We start from the raw sequence: 24,609 nt of genomic DNA on the forward strand, positions 1-24,609 counted from the left end.
AAAATGGCTAATATTTTTATGTCATTAGGCACGGGTGTTTCAGGGCTAAATGCGGCCCAACTTCAAATAAGTACAACCGGAAATAATATCGCAAACGCCGATAGCAACTACTATACAAGGCAGCGTGTTGTCCAATCTGCATCTCCAGCGATGAATACAGTCCCTGGCGGAGTTGGCACAGGCACACAAGTAGATACTATAACAAGGCTTCATGATGAGTTTGCCTACTCAAGACTAAAATATTCATCGTCAAATTTAGAAAACACGGCCTATAAACAAAGAATTTTGCAAGAAGCTACAAAATATTTTCCTGATCTAAAAGATAATGGAATGGTGAAGGACATTCAGGAGTATTTTTCCGCGTGGAATAACTTTGCTTCAAACCCTAATGCTGGTGCTCAGAAAGTAAATTTGATAAATAAAGCAAGTGTATTGACTGCAAGTATCAACCGCTCATCAAAGATGCTTTATGATATGCATGAAAAGATTGATGAAACGATAAAAATAAATATAAAAGAGATAAATTCGCTAGGCAGGCAAATAGCAAATATTAATAAGCAAATCCAAAGAATAGAATCAGGCGCGGACGCTGGTATAAAAATAAATGCAAATGATCTTCGTGATAAACGTGATGAGCTTGAGCTTGCTATGTCAAAGCTGGTAAATACAGCAGTTTATAAAAGCGATCTAAAGAGCAATTCTAGGGTAGATACAGGAATAACAGATCAAGGAAAATACTACAATCTAAACATTGGCGGTGTAAGTATCGTTGATGGTGTAAATTTTCATGAAATTTCTATGAGTTCAACCGAAAGTGGAAGATATACAAAAATTTATTATGAAAGAGAAGATGGCAGAAGAATACCAATGGAAGAAAAGATTACAGGCGGTAAAATCGGAGCTGCACTTGATCTTAGGGGTAGAAACTACGAGCCAGATAATGATAAATTTAGCGATGGAACGATCCAAAAATACATTGATAATTTAAATACATTTAGTAAAACCTTGATAACAAGTACAAATAATATCTATGCCGAATCTGCAGTTGAAATTTCTAACTCAGATCCGATAAGTTATTTAGAAGGCGATAAGACATTGATGAATCATGATAATAGTATAAGAAACGGAAGTTTTGAAGCTATTGTTTATGATAACAAAGGCAATGTCGTGGCCAGAAAAACTATAAATGTAAATGGCACGACGACGATGAATGATACAAAATATGGCAACTCTATCGTCAAAGACTTTAACTCAAACTCAGATGACAATAAAGACAATAATATGCTAAATGACGTTGATGACTTTTTTGAGGCATCATATTTTTATGATAAAAATACTAAAAAAGGTACTTTTTCTCTCATTCCAAAACAAGCTCAAGGGCTTTATAGCATATCGATAGTCGATCACGGTACAAATTTTCCAGGTGCTGTTGGTATAAATAGATTTTTTTCAGGTACTGACTCAAATAGTATCGGCATAAATCAAAATTTTACCCAAGACCACACAAAGCTTCGTGCCTACTCAAAGCCAGTTATCGGAAATAATGAAGTTGCAAATAAAATGATCCAGCTTCAGTATCAAAAGCAGACCTTTTACTCAAGTGGCATAGCGCTTGATAGAGATGAGACGATCGAGGGATATTACCGCTATCTTACGACTGACATGGCGAGTGATACAGAGGCGAATAATACGATCCACGATACAAATACGTCTTTGCAAAAGACAGCTGAAGAGGAATTTCAATCAACAAGTGGCGTAGACACCAATGAAGAGCTTACAAATTTGATCCGCTTTCAAGCAAGTTACGGCGCAGCTGCAAAGATCATCACGACCGTTGATCAAATGCTTGACACGCTTCTTTCATTAAAACAATGAGCGAGCTAAAGAGCCTTTTAGACTCGCACGTACTTAGTAAAAATACAAATCTGGGGCTGTTTGAAGCCCCAGATCCACTTCAAGTAGCTACTAAATTTAAAGAGCCAAACATAGCGCTCATTTGTGCGTTATTTGCTTATGGTAACGCAAAAATGATAGTGAAATTTCTAAATTCGCTTGATTTTGGTTTGCTTGATGAGAGCGAGCAAAATATCAAGAAAAATTTATTAAATTTCAAATACCGCTTTCAAAATGAAAATGATGTGAGAGAAATTTTTATCACTCTCTCACGTCTTAAAAATGAGGGTGACATAGAGGAAATTTTACGCCAAGGTCTAGCAAAAAATGGCGAGATGATAGATGGCATAAATGAACTTATCAAATTTATATATAAGCTAAATTCTTACCGCTCTGACGGATATGAGTTTTTCTTTGGTAAGAGTTTTGAGAGGGAGCCACAAAGCCCATATAAACGCTACAATATGTATCTTCGCTGGATGGTGCGAGATAGCGACATCGACCTTGGATTATTTAAAAATTTGCCAAAAGATAAGCTTTTGATACCGCTTGATGTTCATACACATAGAGTTTCTTTAAATTTAGGACTTATAAATAGAAAGAGCTACGATTTCAAAGCAGTCATGGATCTTACAAAAAAACTTAGAGAATTTGATGAGCTAGACCCGATAAAATACGACTTTGCGCTTTATAGAATAGGGCAGAGTAAAGAGTTAGAAACTATCATAAAAAATCTTAATCAATAAAAATTATTGCTAAATTTTTAAATTTAGGGTAGACTTGCCATACAATTTTATCCACAAGGAGCTTGTATGAAAAAAATCGTTTTACTAAGTGCAGTTTTAGGAACTTTGCTTTTTGCTCATGAGGGTCATCACTTTGATGCAAAAGCTGGAGAGCATCTAGTTATACCTGTTAATGAACTAAACGAGAAGGGCGATAAGAGTGTCGGCGAAGTAGTAGCTGTTAAGACAAACTACGGCGTTGCATTTTTTCCAAATTTAAAAGGACTTACTGCAGGGTTACACGGCTTTCACATCCATGAAAATGCTGACTGTGGTGCGACTGAAAAAGGCCTTGGTATGAAAGCAGGCGGTCACTGGGATCCAGCTGGCACAAAAATGCACTCTTTTGCTTGGGATGATAAAGGTCACAAAGGTGATTTGCCAGCACTTTACGTAGATGCCGAGGGCAATGCTAACTATCCAGTACTAGCCCCAAAGATAAAAAGTCTTGACGAGCTAAAAGGTCACTCATTAATGGTTCATGTTGGTGGCGACAATCACAGCGACAACCCAAAAGCACTTGGTGGTGGTGGCGCTAGAATGCTTTGTGGTGTTATTAAGTAATCACTTTAGTAAGCGAGTCTTTGGGCTAGATCTAAAGGCTCGTTAAAATTTATAAATTTTAAAAATCTCTCATTTCAAATATAAAATTTTACAAAAAGATAAGTACAAATAAATTACAATCCGCTTTTATTTCAATTATCAAAAGAGTAAAAAATGGAATTTGATCTACTTAGCTATGTCGTTTTTTTTGTAGCTGCGTTTTTAGGTGGTTTTATCGATTCTATCGCTGGCGGAGGTGGGCTTATAACACTTCCAGCTATTATGGCGATGGGAGTGCCACCACACCTTGCACTTGGCACAAATAAGCTTCAAGGGGTCTTTGGTAGCTTTACAGCGACTTTAAATTTCACAAAACGGGGATTAATTAGTTATAAAGAGTGCTTTATAGGTATTGTTTTTACTTTCATTGGAGCTATCATTGGAGCAGTGGTTATCCTATTTTTAAATACAAATTTTTTAAAGATAATTATCCCATTTTTACTGATTGCTATTTTTATCTATACGCTTTTTATGCCAAAAGTCGGCGAAAATGATAGAGCTGCAAAGATGAATGAAAAGCTATTTTATGTAGTTTTTGGGCTGATACTTGGCTTTTATGATGGTTTTTTTGGTCCAGGAACAGGCTCTTTTTGGACATTTGCGATAGTGGCATTAATTGGGCTAAATTTAAAAAAAGCTGTCGCTCATACGAAACTCTTAAATTTTACTAGCAATATCGTTGCTCTTGGCATTTTTATAGCTGGCGGACAGATGCTTTGGGCTGTTGGACTTTTAATGGCAGTTGGTCAAATTTTAGGCGCATATTTTGGATCAAATCTTGTCATTAAAAAAGAGGTAAAATTTATTAGAACAATGTTTCTAGTGGTCGTTGCAGTGACTATTTGTAAATTGATTTTTGATTATTTCAGAGTTTAAAATTAAAAATGTTTTAACAATAATTTTGTTACAATCACGCAAAATTCTAAATCCAAGGTAAATTAATGAAAGATTTGTTTCTATTTTCAAATTTTCTAAACAACTCCCACGCCTTTATCTATGCGTTTCACTTTCTGCTTGTAGCTTTGATTGTTATCATAGTTGCTTATATAGCAAGGAGTAAGATGCAGCTTGTACCAAGAGGTCTTCAAAATATAGTTGAAGCTTATTTAGAGGGCGTTATATCGATGGGAAGAGATACTTTAGGTAGTGAAAAACTAGCAAGGAAATATCTTCCACTTGTTGCAACTATCGGTTTTATCGTATTTTTTTCAAATGTTGTAGGTATTATTCCTGGATTTGAGTCGCCAACATCAAGTCTAAATTTAACTCTAGTTTTGGCTTTAGTTGTATTTGTTTATTACAACTTTGAGGGCATTAGAGAAAATGGATTTTTTAAATACTTTGGACACTTTATGGGACCGAATAAATTTCTAGCTCCTATTATGTTTCCAGTTGAAGTCATCTCGCATCTTTCACGTGTAGTTTCGCTATCATTTCGTCTTTTTGGTAATATCAAGGGAGATGATCTATTCTTGCTAGCGATGCTTACACTTGCACCTTGGTTTGCTCCGCTTCCAGCTTTTGCGCTTCTAACGCTTATGGCTGTTTTGCAAACATTTATTTTTATGATGTTAACTTATGTTTATCTAGCTGGTGCTGTTGCTATTAGTGAGCACGAGCATTAAAATTTAAAGCCATATTTTTATATGGCTTTTTCCTTTTTAAAACTATTTAAATTTTTAAATCACATTCTTTATTTTTCCAGTCAAAACGCTCATTTTTAGATATTTTAAAAGAAAGTATCGCTAAAATACGCCTTAAAAATTTGTATAAATTTAAAGGTAAAAATATGTTTGAAGTCGTTATCGGTTTAGAAGTTCACACTCAGCTTAATACAAAAACTAAAATTTTCTGCTCTTGCTCGACTAGCTTTGGCGACGAGGCAAACACCCACGTTTGTCCAACCTGCCTAGCTCTGCCTGGAGCGCTACCTGTGCTAAACAAAGAGGCAGTCAAAAAGGCGATCAGCTTTGGTACAGCGATAAACGCTAAGATAAATAAAAAATCAGTATTTAATAGAAAAAACTATTTTTACCCAGATCTTCCAAAGGCCTATCAAATTTCACAGTTTGAGATACCTATCGTTGAAGGTGGCGAACTTATCATCGACGTAAACGGTACTAAAAAGCGCATCGGCGTAACTAGAGCGCACCTTGAAGAGGACGCTGGTAAAAATATCCACGAAGAAAATGAGAGTTTGGTTGATCTAAATAGAGCCGGCACGCCGCTTCTTGAGATAGTTAGCGAGCCAGACCTTAGAAGTAGCGACGAGGCGGTGGCTTATCTTAAAAAACTGCACTCAATCCTTCGCTTTTTAAATATCAGCGACGCAAATATGCAGGAAGGTAGCTTCCGCTGCGATGCAAACGTCTCTATCCGTCCAAAAGGCGATACCAAGCTTTATACAAGAGTTGAGATAAAAAATCTAAACTCATTTAAATTTATCCAAAAAGCGATCGATTACGAGGTGGAGCGCCAAAGTGCAGCTTGGGAAGATGGCAAATACGACCAAGAAGTCTATCAAGAGACAAGGCTGTTTGACACGACAAATTTAGTGACAAGATCGATGCGTGGCAAAGAGGATAGCGCGGAGTATAGGTATTTTCCTGACCCTGATTTGCTGCCAGTTGAGATATCAGAAGATATGTATGACGAAGCGATAAAAATTCCAGAGCTTGCCGAGCAAAAGGTCGCAAGATATGTTAGCGAGCTAGGCGTAAAAGAGAGTGATGCGCTAAATTTAACCCAAAGCGTTGAGATGGCTAGATATTTTGAAGAGCTGATCGCTGCTGGAATTCAACCAAAGCTTGCTACTACATGGCTTATAGTCGAGCTTCTTGGCCGCTTAAATAACGGCGTAACGATCGAGACAAGCCCAGTCAATAGTGCTAAAATGATAAATTTACTAAAACGTATAGAAGATGGCACGATAAGCGGTAAGGCTGCAAAAGAGGTGCTAGACTACCTTATGGAAAACGACGCGGACGTCGATAGCGTCATCGAAAAGCTTGGCTTAAAACAAGTAAGCGACGACTCAGCGATCATCGCGATCATAGATCAAATTTTAGCTGCAAATACTGACAAAGTTGAAGAGTATAAAAACGGCAAAGATAAGATGTTTGGCTTCTTTGTCGGTCAGGTGATGAAAGAGGGCAAGGGTGCCTTTAACCCAGGCAAGGTCAATGAGCTTTTAAAGGCCAAAATAGGCTAAAAAAGGGCTAAAATGAGCATAGCAGTCATCGGAGCTGGCAAGTGGGGCAGTGCGCTATTTCACGCATTTAGTGAGAATAACGAGTGCGTCATCAGCTCAAGAACGCCAAGAGAGATGCCAAATTTTGTAAGCTTAGAAGAGGCTTTGGAGTGCGAATATCTAGTCTGCACGATCCCAACGCAAGCTACAAATTTATGGCTAAAGCAAAACTACAAAAACAAAGATCAAAAGATCTTAGTCGCCAGTAAGGGTATAGATACGGCAAATCTTAAATTTTTAAATGAAATTTATGAAGACTTTGTGGATAGAGAAAATTTAGCCTTTCTCTCAGGGCCGACCTTTGCAAAAGAGATCATGCAAAAGCTGCCTTGCGCCTTGGTGGTAAATTCTAAAAATCAAAATTTAGCTTTAAAATTTGCCTCATTTTTCCCAAGCTACATGAAAGCCTACACATCTGATGATGTGATCGGCGCTGAGGTGTGTGGGGCCTATAAAAACGTGATAGCCATAGCTGGCGGCATTTGCGACGGTCTTGGTCTTGGCAACAACGCAAGAGCTAGCCTCATTTCACGTGGGCTTGTCGAGATGGCTAGATTTGGTAAATTTTTTGGCGCAAAAGACGAGACATTTATGGGGCTTAGCGGCGCAGGAGATCTTTTCTTAACCGCTTCATCGATACTTTCACGCAACTACCGCGTAGGTCTAGGCATTGCAAGGCACGAGAGATTAGAAAAAATTTTAAATGAGCTTGGCGAAGTGGCAGAGGGCGTCGATACTGCAAGGGCTATTAGCAAGATTGCTAAAGAAAAGAGCATATATGTGCCAATCGCAAGCGAGGTTGAAAATATGCTAAATGGCAAAGATGTTTTTGAGAGCGTAAAATCACTTTTGGGAAGAAGATGAAAGCTTTAAAATTTATATTTTTTGTAGCCATTTTTGCTCTGGAACTAAGTGGCGCAGAAGTGAGCCTAAGAGCTAAGGTCTCGCAGATGATAATGGTTGGCTTTAATGGAGCTAGCACAAAGGACGCTGCGTTTCGTGCGATGCTAAGCGACGCTGGATATGAGAGGTTTGGCGGTGTGATGCTACTTGGCAGAAACGTTACTAGTAAAGCCCAGCTAAAAGCTAGCATAAAGGCGATCAAAGAAAAAAGTCCTAAAATTTTCGTCGCTATCGACGAAGAGGGTGGTAACGTGAGCCGCATGAAGGATAAGAGCTTTGATGGCCCATATCCTAGCGCATACGAGGTCGCAAGCACGCTTGATATCAAAAGCGCATACGATCTCTACTCAAAAATGGCTATAAATTTAAAGGAGTGTGGCATAAATTTAAATTTCGCTCCAGTGGTTGATCTGCACGATGAAAACTCGCCTATCATCGCCGCTAAGCAAAGAGCGTTTAGCGAGTACGCTAGTAAGGTGGTGATCTACGCAGATGCCTTTATGGATGCATTTAAAGAGCAGGGCATCCTAACGACACTTAAACACTTCCCAGGGCATGGCAGCTCAAAAGAGGACTCACATAAAAATAAGAGCGAGGTCACGCTAAGTAAAGACGTGCTTCTGCCATATAAAGACGCCATAAGCACAGGTAGAGCGCAGATCATCATGGTCGGACACCTTTTTGTAAAGGGTATCGACGAGGACAATCCGGCCACACTTTCTAAAAAAATAATAACCGATCTGTTGCGAAATGAACTTAAATTTAATGGCGTAGTTATCAGTGATGATATGCTTATGAAAGGCATTGGAGACGAAGCTTTGGCGCAAAAGGTGGTGAAATTTATAAACGCTGGTGGCGACATTTTACTCTTTAGTGAGTTTAAGATAAATAACCAAAGAACAGCCGATCTAATCACTCAGATCATAATCGACGCTGTAAATGAGAAAAAGATCAGCAAAGAGCGAATCGACGCTTCATATAAGAGGATAATGGCTCTAAAAGCGAAACTTTAATGGCTACTCTGATGAGTTGCAATCCACTTATTAAGAAATAGAAAATTAGAGTGGAATTTTAAGGGACTTTAAAAAGTACTTTAGGCTAGTAAATTTCTAGCAATCTCGTCTTTTTCTAAATCAAAGTATAAAACATTAAGCCACATATTGTTTTCATATTTAAATTTCATAGCTTTTTGGTCAGCGCCACTTATTCTTGGGTATATGAGATAAAGCCTGCCGCATTCGTATTTCTTACCGTAAGCGTAGAGTTGATATAAGTCAGTTTGCGAGATATCATCTCTTGACTTTACGATCTTCCACTTTGTGTCAGCTATAAATTTATCTTTTAAGAATATATCTGGCTTTAACCAAAAGTCTCTTTTTGGCTCTTCAATAAGATATTTTCCTTGATGTTGCAATATAGCATCCGGAAGCTTTTTCTTTGTAAAATTTCCGACGTAACTCTCAAAAAGTCTATTCATATCAAAAAGCAAAGCAAAGGCTATTTCGCTACCTCCATACGGACTAAACGACTTGTTTTGTAAAAATATCTTGCTCCATAAAAGCGCTTGTTCATAATGTTTTGTTTGGCGATTTAGTTTTAACCGGCTAAAGTCCGCGTTTATATCGGAGCTAGATGAAATTTCATCAAAAATAAATAAGTATTCCCTGATAAGTCGTTGATTTTTGCTTGATTTTGAGCGTCTATATAAAAACTCGAGCGTACTTTTTATTAGACGATTTTCGGCTCTATCTATGGAAAATTCCTGATAGCAAACGTAAAATCTCTCTTTATGGACGATATTTTTACGTATTTGCTCTGATATTTTAAGCTTTCCTTTTAAAAATTTTAGATTATCTTCTAGCCCAACATAGTCGCTTTTTATGCCTATTTTTATGAGTTTTGATACTTCATCTAAGAACATCGATATAAAAATTTCAAGAAGCGGCAAATTTAGGCTTTTTAAATTTGCTATGTTTATATTTTTAAATGGATGGTTTTTTAAAGTTTTTAACATTCTTAGTAAAATTCTTTTAGAATTTTCTACTGCTTCTTTATTGCTGCCATTGTCATTATCATGGATTTTTGGAAGTATCTCAAGGCTATCGCCACTTTTTGTCTGGATGATACCGACGTAGTTTTGAGCTTGTAAAAAATCGCCCTTTTTGTCTCTGCCGGGCTTTAAAAATTCTACTGCGACAAAATTTTCTCTAGTAAATGCATCTACGGCATTAAATAGATCTTGGTCGTCTTCTGGGCGAAATTTTTCAAACTCTATTAAGTATTTGGTCATTGCTTTGCGTTTTGTTTCATTCGTAAATTTTTATATAGTTTTCTGGTTCTTTAAAGGCTTCAAATTTTATCTCATATAAAATTTTATCAGTTTCATATTCTTTGCCATCCAACACAAGCAATTTTCTATCTTTCTCTTTTTCTTTTATAAACCCATTATCCCCTAATACTAGCCTTATCTTTTCCCAATCGTCATAAAAATACTCTTGAAGTAGCGGTAAAATTTTATTTTTAAAGATTGAGGCTAACTCTGATATATCCGCACCGCTTTTTATTGACATAAAATAAGCATGCCCTATCGTGTGGTCTCTGTCGTAAAGATACTCTATGCGCTCATTTATCGTTTTAAGCATTTCATTGAGCTTTATGTCGGTGTCATCTCCGTTTTTAATGATCTTAATGTCTTTTAGAAGTTCCGGTTGTGGCATCATCTCCACAAACTCAAACCTTCTTCTAAGTGCCGTATCCATGAGGGCTATGCTGCGATCTGCCGTATTCATCGTGCCTATTATGTATAAATTTGACGGCACTCCAAATTTCTCTTTTGAATATGGCAGCTTCACCATTATTTCGTCATCTGCTCCGAGTCTTTTTGATGGCTCTATAAGAGTTATGAGCTCACCAAAAATTTTAGATATATTTCCGCGGTTGATCTCGTCGATAAAGATGGCATATTTTGGTGTATCGTCATTAAAAAACTTTTGCCGTTCATCTTTTGGTAGATCGCAAAAATCCCTAAGTTTACCTTTGTATCCACTAAGAAGCAAAGCATTTTCGCAACACTGATAAAAAATTCCTTTTGATATCTCATAAGTTATATCGCCATCTTCGTTTTCGCTATCAAATACAGGCTTTATGCCCTCAACAAATTCCTCATATCCATAGCTTTGATGAAATGTTATAAATTTTATTTGTCCATTTCGTATATATCCATCAAATTTCTTTTTTAGATCATTTCTGTTTTCGCTTATATTAACTTTTCTTTCTTCTATTATCTCGATAGCTTTTGTCACTGTACTGTATGTCTTTCCAGTTCCTGGAGGACCATATAAAATTTGATTTAGTGGAAAATTTACCTTAGCTTTTTGTTGTCTATTGTTTTCTATTGGCATTGTATCTCCTTTGCCATTTTTAAAATCCATATAATAATTTGCTGCACGCATATATTTATTAAAAGTTTGTTCATTTCTACCTCTTTTTATAAATTCTTTTTCTAAATATGTTGTATCTGTATTACTATAATCAGAAAATGAATAAATTTTATTATTTTCTAAAAAGGCAATAAAACTTTTTAAATAAGACTGATAGGCCTCAATGGAACTATCTATCATTTTTTTATTCTCATCACAATAAATCTTAAAACCATCGTAATCTATATCTTCAAACATGTTTATTCCTTTAAATCTAAAATTTATTTGAGTCGATATCACAACTCATCAAATTCTTTTTTTAACTCCTCCCTTAAGCTCTCAGCCTTGTTTTCGCCGTCTTTTAAATTTGCCCTTACAAAGCCATCAAGCTCGTCCAAGATCGCAAAGAGTTCGCTCTCCCAGCTTAAATTTTCTTGCTTTGATAAAGTTTCCAGTTTTTCTCTTATTTGCTCTAAGGCATCTAATGCTTTATCTTTTTCAGACTCACTATTTAGCGCATCTTCAAATAAAATATCTTGCCTTAAGGCGTTTATTTTTTTAAATATTACGTTGCAAAATTTTGGATATTTCTCAGCGTTGCTTAAATTTTCTAAAACCTCTTGCGCAGCCTTTTGATAAGCTGGCACCGCCCCTTCATCGTCAAGCTTTTTGGTTAGTTTTTGTATCTGAAAATATAAAATAAGTGCCGCAAAAAACGCAAGCAGCAAATAAATCGTAACGCTATTCATTTTTACTCCTTTTTCTAAATTTATCTATGCTAATTATTGCAAGTGCCAGCCAGATCATACAAAACGAGATGACCTTGTAGCCGTCTAAATTTTCGCCGTAAATGAAGACCGCACAAAGGATCGCGATGGTTGGCGAGATGTATTGCAAGTAGCCGATCGTTGTTAAATTTATCCTTGTTGCAGCTGCGTTAAATGCGACAAGTGGCACGATGGTTACGATGCTTGAGGCGATCATTAAAAGCGAGTCCTCCTTTAGTCCAAAGTGGCTTTTACCTAAAAATGCTATGTAAAGGACGTAAGCAAGTGCAAATGGGAACATGAAAAATGTCTCTATAAAAAGCCCGTTGAATGCGCTAATCTTTGCCATTTTTCTAACTGCCGCGTAAAATCCAAATGAAAGCGGCAAGATAATGGAAACTAATGGCAATCCGCCTTGGGCATAAATTTGTACGCTAATGGCTAAAACGACTATACAAATGGCTAAAAATCCGCTTTTATTTAGCCTTTCTTTAAAGATGATAACACCAAGAAGCATGCTTATTAGTGGATTTATAAAATAGCCCAGGCTTGTGTCCAAAATTTTGCCATTGCTAACCGCATATACATAAACGCCCCAGTTTATAGTGATAAAAGTGCCGCTTAAAAATAGTGCTTTTAGTGAGCCTATATCTTTTAGCAATAAAAAAATTTTACCCATTTTGCCACTAAAATAAAGCACTCCAGCCATTAAGAAAAATGACCAAATGACCCTATGAGCTAAAATTTCATAAGCATCGACATCTTTACTAAAGAGGTTAAAATAAACTGCTAAAAATCCCCACATAAAAAACGCACTAAGTGCGAAAGCAACGCCTTTTTGAGCTTCGTTTAGTTTTTGCATTTTTTATCGCTTTTTATGGAATTTATGCTATCAATCATCAAGAGCGTAACCGAAATAGCAAGGCATATCATCAAAAAGTAAGAGCTTTTCTCCAGTCTCTCGCCGATAGCAAATGAGACAAAAAGCATCATTATAGGCTCAAAATATGTAAGCAAACCTAGTACATTTATCGGCACGAGCGTGCTTGAGAGGATCTGGGCGATGAGGGCTATGCCGCTGATAGCACCAAGCAAGATGAGCAGATAGTAGATGTTTGGATTTTGGCTCATCACGTAGTTCATATCGGCTGTGAGCGCAAAATAAAATGAGAATAAAAACATAAAAATTATCTCTATAACAAAGCTTGAGAAATTTGCAAGGTTGTAGTACTTTCTAATGGCAAAATAGACTGGATAAAGGCAAAAAACTACAGCGCTCTCCCACGAGATGCCGCCGCTTAGTATAGCTGTGCTAAAGACGCCAAGGGCTGCAAAAAATATCGAGGCTAGCTTTGTTTTAGAGAGGTGCTCTTTAAAAAATATCCGTCCAAAAAGGACCATGACTATTGGCATGATGAGGTAGCCAATTGATACCTTTAGTGCTGAGCCATTGCTTGGCGCCCAGAGATAAAGCCACATCTGAAATGAGACGATGAGCGAGGTAGCAAGCAAAACTAGTAAAATTTTAGGTTTTAGCTTTATTTTTAGAAGTAAAAATTTGAAATTTCGCTGCTGTTTTAACAAAAAAATGGCGGCGATGACAAAAGGCATGGCAAAGATCATGCGGTATCCAATAAGAGCTTGTGTGCTGATGGGGTTCATGAGCACTGACATGTAGTAAATGCAGTTAAATAAAACTGATGCCAAAAGCGAATAAAAAATGCCTTTTATCATGAAAAAAATCTTCTCTTTTTTTGGGTAAATTTAAAGTAGCGATTGTATGCAAAATATCTTTAATAGCCCATTAATGGCTTTTATTTTTTAAGTTTTGCGTGATATAATCAGCGTCTAATTTAAGGCAAAAAAGATAGGAAAATAAATGACTTGGAACCGCGATAGCTGGAGAGAATTTAATATCTTGCAACAACCAAATTACCCAGATTTAAAAGAGCTTAAAGAGGTCGAAGAAAAATTAAAATCGCTTCCTCCTTTGGTTTTTGCTGGCGAGGCTAGAAGTTTAAAAGAAGAACTTGCAAAAGTTTGCAATGGTGAGGCATTTTTGCTTCAAGGTGGCGACTGTGCTGAGAGCTTTACAAATTTTAATGCAAACAATATCAGAGATATGTTTAAGGTTTTACTTCAAATGGCGATAGTTTTAACCTTTGCTGGTGGCTATCCAGTGGTTAAAGTGGGCCGCGTGGCAGGGCAGTTTGCAAAGCCTAGAAGTAGCGATTTTGAAGAGGTAAATGGCGTTAAGCTTCCAAGCTATAGAGGTGACATCATAAATGGCTTTGAATTTGACGAAAAGGCAAGAGTGCCTGATCCAAAACGCATGATCGAGGCGTATTATCAAAGTGCATCTACGATGAACTTACTTAGAGCCTTTTCAAGAGGCGGTTTGGCCGACCTTCATCAAGTACATAAGTGGAATTTAGGCTTTGTCAAAAAGCCAGAGATCGGCGAGAAATACGCAAAACTAGCTGATGAGCTAACAAAGACGCTTTCATTTATGGCAGCTTGTGGCATCACTTCAGCAAATACGCCAGTCATAAATCAAACCGCGGTTTATACATCTCACGAGGCACTTTTACTACCTTATGAAGAGGCACTAACTAGGGTTGATAGTCTTAGCGGTGAGTGGTACGACTGCTCGGCTCATATGCTTTGGATAGGTGAGAGAACACGTGGTATAAACGACGCTCACGTGCATTTTTTAAGCGGTGTGAAAAATCCTATCGGCGTAAAGATCGGACCAAGTGCAAAGGCTGAGGACGTCGTAGCACTTGCAAATAAACTAAATCCAGAAAATGAAGCTGGCAGACTAAACGTGATAATCAGAATGGGTGCTGATAAGATAGGCGAAAATTTACCAAAAATTTTAAGAGAGCTAAAGCGAGAAGGGTTAAATATCGTTTATAGTATCGATCCGATGCATGGCAACACCGTAAAAACCTCAAATAACTACAAAACCAGAGAATTTGACAAGATAATAAGCGAAGTTAGAAGCTTTTTTGAAATTCACAAAGCTGAGGGCACAAGAGCTGGCGGCGTGCATCTTGAGATGACAGGTCAAGACGTGACAGAGTGCACTGGCGGGGCATTAAAACTTACTGAGAGCTCGCTAGAGCAAAGATACGAGACACAGTGCGATCCAAGGCTAAATGCTGATCAGGCACTTGAGCTTGCATTTTTGATGGCTGATCTGGTTAAAAAAGCTTAAAATTATAAAATTTGGAGAAAAAGATGGTAAATGTTTATGATCTAATCGTTGTCGGTGGTGGACCCTGTGGAATTGCTAGCGTAGTTGAGGCAAAAAGAAATGGCTTAAACAACGTTTTGCTTCTTGAAAAAGGCGATAATCACAGCCAAACGATAAGAAAATTTTATAAAGATAATAAACGCGTAGATAAAGAGTATAAAGGGCAAGATAGCACGATACATGGTGTAGTTTCATTTGAGGATGGCACGAAAGAGAGTACGCTTGATTATTTTGACAAGCTGCTTGATACTGAAAAGATTGAAGCTTTTTTTAATTCTGAAGTGGAGAGTGTAAAAAAAGACGGAGAAATTTTTAACGTAACCACATCAAAAGCAGTCTATAAAACTAAAAATGTGATGATTTCTATTGGTAAAATGGGACGTCCAAATAAGCCTGATTATAAAATACCGCCATCACTAAATTCAGTGGTAAATTTTAACCTTGACAGCTGTACAAATGGCGAAAAAGTACTTGTTGTGGGTGGTGGAAACTCGGCGGTTGAGTATGCAATCGAACTTTGCCAGTATAATAAAACGACCATTGCTTACAGAAAAGATAATTTTAGCCGCGTAAATGAGACAAATTTAAGCGCACTTTGGGAGCTAGAAAAGCACGGCAAGATAAAAGTAAGGCTAAATCACGATATAACCGAGATAGACAATGAGTCTGGTAAGGTTAGAGTACACTATGAAAATGGCAAAATTCGCGTATATGACAGAGTAGTTTATGCGATCGGTGGCTCAAGTCCGGTTGATTTTTTACAAAAATGCCAAATCAAAACTGACGATAAAGGCACTCCAATAGTCGATAGTAATTACCAAAGTAGCGTACCAGGGCTTTATGTTGGCGGTGATATTGTATTAAAAAATGGCGGCTCGATCGTAGTAGCTCTAAATCATGCTCATAGTGTCATTAAAGATATTTTAAAAGGCAAGGCACAAGCTTGATAAATAAATTTTTACTAGCTTTTTTTTGTTTAATACTTGGCTTTTGCCTCTCATTTTTAAGATCTCAAAAATATGAGGAAAAGCCAAATGATACAAACAAAACTATTTATTCTATAAATTTTGACAGCCTTTCAGAAGAAGAGAAACAAAAATATATCAGCAAAGACGATCTGTACGAGTATGGTGGTTATATAACACCAAAAAGCTACATGCAAAATTTTACTGAAATTAGTGACTTAAATTTATCAAATAATGTAAATGAACTCAAAGAGCAAGTTCGTGAGCTGAGCAAGAAAAATCAAATTTTAGCTGCTGATAATATTGATATTAGTGAAAAAAATTTAGATTTTATAAGCAAGATTTCGGAGTTGAAAAAAAATATTGAAAATGAAAAGAACGAGATAGTAGAGAAAAATCAAAAGACTCTAGGCGAGCTTGAGATGCAGCATTTCGAAAATATCCAGACTTTAACAAAACGTCTAAATGAGGCTCAATCCGATATGATAGAGAGCTCAAAGGCATATGAAAAAAAGATAATCGATCTTGAAAACGCTATAAGTGAAGCCAAGAATGGCGATGAAAATAAGATAAAAGAGATCGAGGCAAATTTTAATAAATTTAAAGAAAATCTTGATGCAAATTTTACTGCACTAAAAGAGCAAAATATCGAATTAAACGCGTCTTTAACTCAAAGAGAAGCGATAATAAAAGAGTATGAAAATGCTCAAAAAGAAAAAGAGAAAAACGAAAAAAAGGAAATTTTGATCTTAAAAGAAGAGATCGAGCGAGTCAAAAATGATGCTAATGCTCAAAAATTTAGCTATGAAAAAGAGATAAACGCACTAGCTGATGGCTTTGAGACACAAAAAAGTGTTATGGAAGATGAGCTTTCAAAAAAAGCAAATAAAATAATCGATCTAGAAGAAGCACTTGAGTCAAACAAAACTGCTTTAAAAGATAGAATTTATGAGCTTGATGAGATAAAGAAAAATCTAAACTCAAAAGATTTGGCAGTTGAAAACTATAATGGTAAAAATTTAGAGCTAAATGCCTCTCTTGCAGCACTTCATAAAAGTTTTAATGATCTAAAAGAAAAAAATCTTAAAAGCGAGCAGGAAAATAAACTCGCAAATGAAAATATAAATTCGCTTAAAAAAGAGCTTGAGCGAGTAAATTTGATAAATAAAAAGCTAGAGAAGCAAAATTTAGATGCAAATACAAGTTTAAGTGAGCTAAATAAAAAGCTAAATTTAAGTGAAGAGAGCCTTAAAAATGCAAAAGATGAGCTAAAGACGCTTGATACAAAGACGAATAAATTTTTAAAAACTTTGTTTGAGCAAAACCAAACTATCTCTTTGCAGACCCAAAAGCTTGGTTTAAATGACAGTGAGCTGAAAAATTTAAGTGCAAAGATAAACTCAAAAGATGAAAAGATAAAAGAGCTAGAAAATAATCTCACTCAAACAAGTCAAATGCTAGCAGCAAAGCAAAGTGAGCTAGAAGCTCAAAAAAGAACGCTAAAGATCGATATGCAAAACTATGAGATTTTGCGTCAGCAAATAAATATTTTGCAAAAGAAGATAGCTGATACGTCGGCTCTTTTTGCTGATAGCAATAAAAGTGGTGGTAAAAATTTACTAAGCTTACAAAATGAGCTTGAAAGCGCAAAACATAAGTTAAACGAGAGTAATAAGACGATTGAGAGGTTAAATTCTAAAATAAATGAACTTAGCTCATCTAGCGTAAAAGGAAGTCCAGTAAATGCCAAAATCATCGAACTTCAAAAAGATATCGAGCAAAATTTAAATAGGCAAGATGAACTTGAAAATGAAAATGTGAATTTAAAAAATATCTTGCAGGCGACAACTAAGCCAGAGACGCCAACAAAGCTGGTTTTGATCTCTAGCCTTGAGTGTGATGATATGGATGCAAAAGATAAGGTTAGCGTGATGTGTAAGAATAGAGTGAGCGAATTTTTGCAAAGATTTAACTCAAACTACCTTTATGAGATAATTCCGATCGTTGATAAGAAAAATTTTGTGATTCCGTCAAATGTGGCTCAAAGCATCAAAAAAGACGATCTTGGTAGGCTAAATAACTATGTAAATTATGGCGTTGGTAAAGAGCGCGCAAAGGCAGCAGCCGAGCTTATAAAAGAAGAATTTGGCGATTTTGCAAGGATCAGCTTTAGCTCTGAAGTGATCGTAAAAGATGTCACGCGTGGCTTTATCATCAAGGTTTATAGATGATCTTGGCTCAGCTAAAAAGTGGCTATCGCTACAACAGCGATACGCTGGTACTTTATGATTTTATAAGCTCAAGTTTGAAAAATTTTTCAGGCAGGATTTTAGACGTTGGCGCAGGGTGCGGGATACTTGGGCTTTTGCTTAAACGCGACTTTAAAAATTCTAGCCTAAGCTTGCTTGATATCTTACAAATAAATGGTGAAATTTCTAAATTTAATGCCAGTAAGAACGGCTTTGAGGCAGAAATTATAAATACTAATTTTGCAGATTTTAAAGATAGTGAGAAATTTGACCTCATCGTATCAAATCCGCCATTTTATCACGAAGGTACGAAACAAAGCGAAGATGAGCATATAAAGGCTAGTAGATACACAAGCTCTTTGGGTATAAAAGACTTTATAAGAGGTATAAGCATAAATTTAAAGCCTCACAAAAGGGCGTTTTTTTGCTATGCACCTGATGATCTTAGTCAGATTGTAGCGTGTCTAAAAGAGTTTAAGCTAAATTTAGTAAGCCTAAAATTTATTCATACAAAGGCTGATAAACCAGCAAATTTAGCCTTGTTTGAGGTGAGAAATAATTCAAACTCAAAGTTAAAAATTTTGCCACCTTTGGTAATGAGCGAAAATGGCTCGCATACAAAAGAGGCGATTGAAATTTTTAAAAAAGCTGATACAAACAGCGTTGATTATCAGGAGCTAGCGTGAGAGTGCAAGGCTTTAGCTATGAGTTTGATGCCAGCTTTTGCGAGAGCTGTGGCGGCAAGTGTTGCACAGGAGAGAGTGGCTACATCTGGATAAATGAAGAAGAAATTTCAAAATTTTGCACCGCATTTTATATGAGTAAAGATGAGTTTGAAAAGCAGTTTTTAATAAGAGTTGGGCTAAGGTGTAGCATAAAAGAGAAGCCTTATGAAGATGGCTTTGCTTGTGTATTTTTTGATGAAAAAAATAAAAACTGCTCAGTCTATGAGCTAAGGCCACAGCAATGTAGGACTTTTCCATTTTGGAATTATTTTAAAAAAAATTTAAAGGAGCTAAAAGCAGAATGTATTGGCGTAAAATTTTAGTATTTTTTATGAGCATATTTTTTAACTCGCAGCTACTTTTGGCTGACGATAATAAAAGTATAAATTTACGTCTAATGCAGGCTTTATTGTTTCAAGATAGTGGAGATGTAAATGCTAGCATTCAAGCTTACTCAAATATTTTTAAAGATACAAATCAAAAAGCTTATTTAAAAGAGGCGATCAAACTCGCCTTTGCTACAAAAAATGAAAATTTAGACGCTTTGATAAATGAAGGCGAAAAAAGCTTAAAAGATGACAGTGATTTTATCCGTATAAAGGTGGCAAATTTAGTAAATCTTTCAAAGCTAAATGAGGCTAAAAGTTTAATGCAAGAGCTTGCTACAAAAGAACCAAATGCTCAAAATTTACTTATGCTTGGCACTATTTGTATGATGCAAAATGAAACAACGACTGCGTTAAAATACTTCGAAGAGGCATACTCGCTAAAGCAAGAAGAAGAAAACTTGCTCCGTATTGTTGATATTTTGATAAATCGCATGGATAAGATAAAAGACGCTACAAAGTATCTTGAGAAATTTAAAGAGGATCAAGGATGCACGCTAAAAACTTGTGAGCTTTTGGCTGAAATTTACTCCCAGCAAAGAAATTTCCCAAAAGTGATCGAGCTCTTTGAAGAGCTTTATGAGCTAAATCACGATACTTCATATATTGATAAGATCGTGCAGTTTTTTATCTATGATAAAAATTACAAAGCAGCAATTGAAATTTTAAAAAAATATAGCTACAACGATGTGGCACTTATGGATCTTTATGCGGCAACTAGTAATTTTGGTGACGCATACATACTTGCTGTTAAAATTTATAACGATAGCAGGGATTTAAATTTTTTAGCAAAAGCCGCGATTTACGAATACGAGATGAATAAAGATGCCTTGAACGAACAAAAAATGGCTGAAATTTTAGATAAATTTGAAGCTAGCGTGCCAAAGCTAGAAAATGATATGTTTTTTAACTATTATGGCTACTTGCTGATAGATCATGATATTGACCCTAGGAAGGGTATAGAGCTTGTGCAAAAGGCACTTGCTATCTCTCCTGAGTCGCCTTATTATGAGGATTCGCTAGCCTGGGGTTATTTTAAGCTCGGTGAGTGCAAAAAAGCAAAAAGTATCATGCAACATGCGATGAAAGATGTTGATTTTAGAGCTTCAAAAGAGGCAAAAGAGCATTTGCACCTAATAGAGCGCTGTATAATAAATTTAAACAAAAGGCTTAAAAAATGATACTTGATGAGATAATAAAAAAAACTAAAGATGATCTTGAAAAAAGAAAAGCAGACTTCCCTGAGGAGTGGCTTGGCCGCTCGCTCGCGTACAATCCATACGTGCCAAGAGATGTTTTAAATGCTCTTAGAGCAAGTCAAAATGAGCCTATAAAAATCATAGCCGAGATCAAAAAAGCAAGCCCAAGTAAGGGCGTGATAAGAGAGGATTTTGAGCCTATAAAGATCGCTCAGGAATACGAGCCATACGCAAATGCTTTTAGTATCTTGACTGAGCCACATTGGTTTAAAGGCAACATCGAGTACATCACGCAGGTTCGTCGCTATGCATCAAGGCCGATCCTTAGAAAAGATTTTATCGTTGATAAGTATCAAATTCTTGAAGCTCTTGTTTACGGAGCAGACTTTATCCTGCTCATCGCCAAAGCACTAACACAAGGCAAGCTAAAAGAGCTTTTAGACTACGCTCATCATTTAGGGCTTGAAGTTTTGGTTGAAACTCACGACGCGAGTGATGTGAAAAAGGCTATCTTTGCAGGAGCAAATATAATAGGCATAAATCACCGAAATTTAGATGATTTTACGATGGATATGAGCCTTTGTGAGAAGCTCATACCACTTTTGCCAAATGGCAAGATAATAGTTGCTGAAAGTGGCCTTTACGAGCACGAGCAGCTTAGGGAGCTAAGTAAAATAGGCGTAGATGCCTTCTTGATAGGAGAGCATTTTATGAGACAAGACGACATAAAAAATGCCGTCAAAAAGATAAAGGAGGGCGAGTGATGCAGCACCTTTGTGCCCCTTGGAGGAGTGAATACTTTAGCGCTAAAAAAGATAGCTGTGTTTTTTGTGATGTTATAAACTCAGATGATGATGATAAAAATGGTGTGCTTTTTCGAGCTAAATATTGTTTTGGGATTATGAATTTATATCCGTATTCTCCAGGGCATTTTATGATAATACCAAATCAGCATACCGACAAGATCGAAGAGCTTGATGAGCATACTTGGTTTGAGATGAGTAAATTTGTAAGGCTTGGGGTTGAAATTTTAAAAAAAGAGCTTTATGCTAATGGCGTAAATATAGGTATGAATTTAGGCAAAGCAGCAGGAGCTGGCATAGCTGAGCACGTGCATTATCACCTTGTGCCAAGGTGGAGCGGAGATACAAATTTTATAACCACCATCTCTGATGTGAGAGTAAATGGCACACCATTTTATCCGCTTTTTGAGAAACTAAAAAAGGCATTTAGTGCCGTTATTTGAGCTTGATGTAGAGCAGTGGCTAGAGAAAAGAAGCTCTTTTGAAATTTTAATAGACGCAAGATCGCCACATGAATTTTTATATTCTCACATAAAAGATGCCATAAATTTATACGCTTTAAATGACGCGGAACATAAAGAGGTGGGCACGATCTATAAAAGCGATAGATCTCTAGCAAAGAGCCTTGGTGCAAAATATATCTGCAAAAATTTACAAAATATCATTGATGAGGTTTATAAAAGAGCTAAGGTTGGTTCAGCTATTGGTATCTACTGCGCTAAAGGCGGGCTTAGATCAAATTCTGTTGGCTATGTGCTAAGCATGATAGGATATAGAGTTTTTAGACTTAGTGGTGGCTATAAAGCTTATAGAAATCACGTTTTAGAATTTCTAAATCGACCTTTAAGCACAAAATTTATCACTCTTTTTGGAAATACTGGCTGCTATAAAAGTAAGCTCATAAGGACTCTAAGCCCATCAATAGACCTTGAAGCTATGGCAAATCATTTAGGATCTGTCTTTGGGGCGATAAATGGCGCGCAGCCAAGCCAAAAAAGCTTTGAAGATGCGTTGTTTGAAAAGCTCATAACGCTAAAAGATAAAATTTGCTTTATTGAGGGTGAGAGCAGAAGGATAGGCTCATTAAGCTTGCCAAAAAGCCTTTATGAAGCGATGCGTAGTGGCATAAATGTCGAAGTGAGCGCAAGTTTAGAAAAAAGAATTTCTTGCATAGTAGATGATTATAAAAGTGTGAATAAAACCTTTTTTGACGAGTGTATGAAGAAAATCTCGCCATTTATCGATAAAAAAGCTAGAGATGAAGCTGTGGTTAAATTTAATGAAAACGACATTGCCAAAGTAGCTGAAATTTTACTCACAAAATACTACGATAAAGTCTATAAGAAAAATGAAAATATTAATGTTTTCATAAATTCTGATGACTTTGACGAAGCCGTTAAAAAGCTAAATGATATAAAAAACGAAGCAAAATTTTAGACTTAATTTAATTAAAAAATTAAGCCTAAAATTTATACAAATGAGTTTTAGCTCTTAAAATTTTATAGTCTTTGCTCACTTAAATTTATCAATCTTACTAAAAATAATATGTTTAATTTTATGTAAAATATTTTGTATTGTTCTTCTAAATTAGTTAAAAATTTTTCAAGAAAATCAAAACGATACCTAAAATTCGCTAGAAAGTTAAAATGGATTTAAAATGCTTTGGGATATAATCTGCGATAAATTTATCAAAAGGCTAAAGTGATGATAAAACAGATTTCTGGTTCACAGATGATAAGCGAGGCCTTGCACGAAGAGGGCGTTGAGATAGTTTTTGGCTATCCTGGCGGTGCAGCTTTAAATATCTACGACGAAACATACAAGCAGGCTTATTTTAAACACGTTTTGGTTCGCCACGAGCAAGCAGCCGTTCACGCGGCTGATGGATACGCTAGAGTTAGTGGTAAAGTTGGCGTTGCTTTTGTGACAAGTGGCCCTGGCTTTACAAATGCAGTCACTGGCCTTGCAACAGCTTATAGCGACAGCATACCGATCGTGCTTATAAGCGGTCAGGTACCAACATTTATGATCGGTACAGATGCTTTTCAAGAGATCGATGCGGTCGGCATTTCACGCCCCTGTGTTAAGCATAACTTTTTAGTTAATAGCGTCGAAGAGCTACCTCGTATCATAAAAGAGGCCTTTTATATCGCAAGATCAGGCCGTCCAGGACCAGTTCATATCGATATCCCAAAAAATATCACATCAAGACTTGGAGATTTTGTATATCCAAAAGAAATTTCTATCCCAAGTTACAAACCGACCTATAAGGGCAACTCAAAACAGATAAAAAAAGCAGCAGTTGCGATAAATGAAGCTAAAAGGCCGCTTCTATACATCGGTGGCGGTGCGATCGCATCTGGAGCTAGTGATATTATCCGTAAATTTATGAAAAAAACTGGCATCCCAGCGGTTGAGACGCTGATGGCTCTTGGCGTGCTTGACGCAAAAGATGAGCTAAATTTAGGCATGGCAGGCATGCATGGCAGCTATGCTTCAAACATGGCACTTAGCGAGTGCGACCTTTTGATCTCGCTTGGAGCTAGGTTTTGTGATAGGATCACTGGTAGGACGGATGAGTTTGCCAAACATGCAAAGATAATTCACATCGACGTCGATCCAAGCTCTATCTCAAAGATCATAAATGCTCACTATCCGATCGTTGGGGATCTTACAAACGTGCTAACTGAGCTTTACGAAGAAGTCAAAGCCGAGCCTGAAAACTACGCACCTTGGAGAGAAATTTTAGATAGATACTCAAAGCTAAATCCTCTAAGCTACACAGATAGTGACACGGTTCTAAAACCGCAATGGGTCATCGAAGAGACTGCAAAGATAGCGGGCCCAGAGGCTATCATCTCAACAGACGTAGGCCAGCACCAAATGTGGGTAGCGCAGTTTTATCCATTTAACCGAGCAAGGCAGCTTGTCACAAGTGGCGGCCTTGGTACGATGGGATATGGCTTGCCTGCAGCGATCGGCGCAAAATGTGCAAAACCAGACAATCTTGTTATAAATTTTACAGGCGATGGCTCAATACTTATGAATATCCAAGAGTTAATGACGGCTCATGAGATAAATATGCCCGTTATAAACATCATTTTAAACAACAACTTCTTAGGCATGGTTCGCCAGTGGCAGACATTTTTCTATGAAAAGCGCTACTCATCGACCGATCTTAGCCTTCAGCCTGATTTTACAAAGATCGTTGAAGGTTTTGGCGGTATTGGCTTTGTTTGTAAGAGTAAGGACGAGTTTAGAAAGGCTTTAAAAGAAGCGATCGATAGCAAAAAATCAGCGATGATCGACGTTAGGATTGACCGCTTTGAGGATGTGCTTCCTATGGTTCCAGCTGGAGCTGCGATTTATAATATGATATTAAAGAGCAAGGAAGAAAAATGAG

The 24,609-nt window shown here is 36.8% G+C and carries 23 protein-coding genes; 18 read left to right on the top strand and 5 right to left on the bottom strand.

Annotated elements, in window-relative coordinates; all coding sequences use genetic code 11:
- Nucleotides 1-3: 3 nt before the first annotated feature.
- The 8 genes from flgK to F3G75_RS00255 all read left to right on the top strand — a co-directional run bounded on the left by flgK (nt 4) and on the right by F3G75_RS00255 (nt 8,447).
- Complete coding sequence (gene flgK / locus F3G75_RS00220) at nt 4-1,875, top strand: flagellar hook-associated protein FlgK (RefSeq protein ID WP_149716116.1); 1,872 nt, start codon at nt 4-6, stop codon at nt 1,873-1,875.
- On the top strand, nt 1,872-2,639 hold the full coding sequence (locus tag F3G75_RS00225; protein ID WP_149716117.1) for a TIGR02757 family protein: 768 nt from the start codon (nt 1,872-1,874) through the stop codon (nt 2,637-2,639). Before flgK ends, F3G75_RS00225 begins: the two co-directional genes overlap by 4 nt.
- Nucleotides 2,640-2,705: 66 nt before the next feature.
- Nucleotides 2,706-3,242 carry a superoxide dismutase family protein gene (locus F3G75_RS00230; RefSeq protein WP_149716118.1) on the top strand — a complete coding sequence of 179 codons (537 nt, stop codon included), beginning with the start codon at nt 2,706-2,708 and terminating at the stop codon, nt 3,240-3,242.
- A gap of 153 nt (nt 3,243-3,395) precedes the next feature.
- A complete protein-coding gene (locus F3G75_RS00235; protein WP_149716119.1) occupies nt 3,396-4,157 on the top strand; it encodes a TSUP family transporter in 762 nt (253 codons plus the stop codon).
- A 65-nt stretch (nt 4,158-4,222) separates the two neighbouring features.
- Entirely contained in the window at nt 4,223-4,906 is a 684-nt protein-coding gene (locus F3G75_RS00240) for a F0F1 ATP synthase subunit A (RefSeq protein WP_103628838.1), read from the top strand.
- A 164-nt stretch (nt 4,907-5,070) separates the two neighbouring features.
- Nucleotides 5,071-6,492, top strand: a complete 1,422-nt coding sequence (gatB, locus tag F3G75_RS00245) for an Asp-tRNA(Asn)/Glu-tRNA(Gln) amidotransferase subunit GatB (protein WP_149716120.1) — start codon at nt 5,071-5,073, stop codon at nt 6,490-6,492.
- A gap of 12 nt (nt 6,493-6,504) precedes the next feature.
- The gene (locus tag F3G75_RS00250; protein WP_149716121.1) at nt 6,505-7,395 is read left to right on the top strand and encodes an NAD(P)H-dependent glycerol-3-phosphate dehydrogenase; all 891 of its coding nucleotides are present in this window, start codon (nt 6,505-6,507) and stop codon (nt 7,393-7,395) included.
- Nucleotides 7,392-8,447 (top strand): glycoside hydrolase family 3 N-terminal domain-containing protein, encoded by a 1,056-nt coding sequence (locus tag F3G75_RS00255; RefSeq protein ID WP_149716122.1) that lies wholly within the window; start codon nt 7,392-7,394, stop codon nt 8,445-8,447. Before F3G75_RS00250 ends, F3G75_RS00255 begins: the two co-directional genes overlap by 4 nt.
- A gap of 80 nt (nt 8,448-8,527) precedes the next feature.
- Here the strand turns inward: F3G75_RS00255 and F3G75_RS00260 are convergent, their stop codons facing one another.
- From F3G75_RS00260 to rarD (F3G75_RS00280), 5 genes are read right to left on the bottom strand one after another with little or no spacing between them, the layout of a single operon-like run.
- On the bottom strand, nt 8,528-9,724 hold the full coding sequence (locus tag F3G75_RS00260; RefSeq protein WP_149716123.1) for an McrC family protein: 1,197 nt from the start codon (nt 9,722-9,724) through the stop codon (nt 8,528-8,530).
- A gap of 16 nt (nt 9,725-9,740) precedes the next feature.
- On the bottom strand, nt 9,741-11,111 hold the full coding sequence (locus tag F3G75_RS00265) for an McrB family protein (protein WP_149716124.1): 1,371 nt from the start codon (nt 11,109-11,111) through the stop codon (nt 9,741-9,743).
- Between the two features lie 38 nt (nt 11,112-11,149).
- Complete coding sequence (locus F3G75_RS00270) at nt 11,150-11,602, bottom strand: aryl-sulfate sulfotransferase (protein WP_149716125.1); 453 nt, start codon at nt 11,600-11,602, stop codon at nt 11,150-11,152.
- Nucleotides 11,595-12,482: an EamA family transporter RarD gene (rarD, locus tag F3G75_RS00275; protein ID WP_149716126.1), complete on the bottom strand. Its 888-nt coding sequence runs from the start codon at nt 12,480-12,482 to the stop codon at nt 11,595-11,597. The genes F3G75_RS00270 and rarD (F3G75_RS00275) overlap by 8 nt, the downstream gene beginning before the upstream one ends.
- Complete coding sequence (gene rarD / locus F3G75_RS00280; RefSeq protein ID WP_107776545.1) at nt 12,470-13,354, bottom strand: EamA family transporter RarD; 885 nt, start codon at nt 13,352-13,354, stop codon at nt 12,470-12,472. The genes rarD (F3G75_RS00275) and rarD (F3G75_RS00280) overlap by 13 nt, the downstream gene beginning before the upstream one ends.
- 145 nt (nt 13,355-13,499) lie before the next feature.
- Here rarD (F3G75_RS00280) and F3G75_RS00285 point away from each other — a divergent pair, with 145 nt between their 5' ends.
- The 10 genes from F3G75_RS00285 to F3G75_RS00330 all read left to right on the top strand — a co-directional run bounded on the left by F3G75_RS00285 (nt 13,500) and on the right by F3G75_RS00330 (nt 24,608).
- Nucleotides 13,500-14,840, top strand: a complete 1,341-nt coding sequence (locus F3G75_RS00285) for a class II 3-deoxy-7-phosphoheptulonate synthase (protein ID WP_149716127.1) — start codon at nt 13,500-13,502, stop codon at nt 14,838-14,840.
- 23 nt (nt 14,841-14,863) lie between these two features.
- On the top strand, nt 14,864-15,826 hold the full coding sequence (locus tag F3G75_RS00290) for an NAD(P)/FAD-dependent oxidoreductase (protein WP_149716128.1): 963 nt from the start codon (nt 14,864-14,866) through the stop codon (nt 15,824-15,826).
- On the top strand, nt 15,823-18,075 hold the full coding sequence (locus F3G75_RS00295) for a vesicular transport factor Uso1p (protein ID WP_149716129.1): 2,253 nt from the start codon (nt 15,823-15,825) through the stop codon (nt 18,073-18,075). The genes F3G75_RS00290 and F3G75_RS00295 overlap by 4 nt, the downstream gene beginning before the upstream one ends.
- On the top strand, nt 18,072-18,779 hold the full coding sequence (locus tag F3G75_RS00300) for a tRNA1(Val) (adenine(37)-N6)-methyltransferase (RefSeq protein WP_149716130.1): 708 nt from the start codon (nt 18,072-18,074) through the stop codon (nt 18,777-18,779). Before F3G75_RS00295 ends, F3G75_RS00300 begins: the two co-directional genes overlap by 4 nt.
- Entirely contained in the window at nt 18,776-19,141 is a 366-nt protein-coding gene (locus tag F3G75_RS00305) for a YkgJ family cysteine cluster protein (RefSeq protein ID WP_149716131.1), read from the top strand. The genes F3G75_RS00300 and F3G75_RS00305 overlap by 4 nt, the downstream gene beginning before the upstream one ends.
- Before the next feature lie 8 nt (nt 19,142-19,149).
- On the top strand, nt 19,150-20,385 hold the full coding sequence (locus F3G75_RS00310) for a tetratricopeptide repeat protein (RefSeq protein ID WP_223154419.1): 1,236 nt from the start codon (nt 19,150-19,152) through the stop codon (nt 20,383-20,385).
- Entirely contained in the window at nt 20,382-21,167 is a 786-nt protein-coding gene (gene trpC, locus F3G75_RS00315; RefSeq protein ID WP_149716133.1) for an indole-3-glycerol phosphate synthase TrpC, read from the top strand. Before F3G75_RS00310 ends, trpC begins: the two co-directional genes overlap by 4 nt.
- Nucleotides 21,167-21,649 (top strand): HIT family protein, encoded by a 483-nt coding sequence (locus F3G75_RS00320; protein ID WP_149716134.1) that lies wholly within the window; start codon nt 21,167-21,169, stop codon nt 21,647-21,649. Before trpC ends, F3G75_RS00320 begins: the two co-directional genes overlap by 1 nt.
- A complete protein-coding gene (gene mnmH, locus F3G75_RS00325; RefSeq protein WP_149716135.1) occupies nt 21,636-22,643 on the top strand; it encodes a tRNA 2-selenouridine(34) synthase MnmH in 1,008 nt (335 codons plus the stop codon). The genes F3G75_RS00320 and mnmH overlap by 14 nt, the downstream gene beginning before the upstream one ends.
- Before the next feature lie 270 nt (nt 22,644-22,913).
- Nucleotides 22,914-24,608, top strand: a complete 1,695-nt coding sequence (locus F3G75_RS00330; RefSeq protein WP_223154399.1) for an acetolactate synthase large subunit — start codon at nt 22,914-22,916, stop codon at nt 24,606-24,608.
- Nucleotide 24,609 lies beyond the last annotated feature (1 nt).

The organism is Campylobacter concisus (assembly GCF_902460705.1).
GTDB lineage: Bacteria > Campylobacterota > Campylobacteria > Campylobacterales > Campylobacteraceae > Campylobacter_A > Campylobacter_A concisus_Z.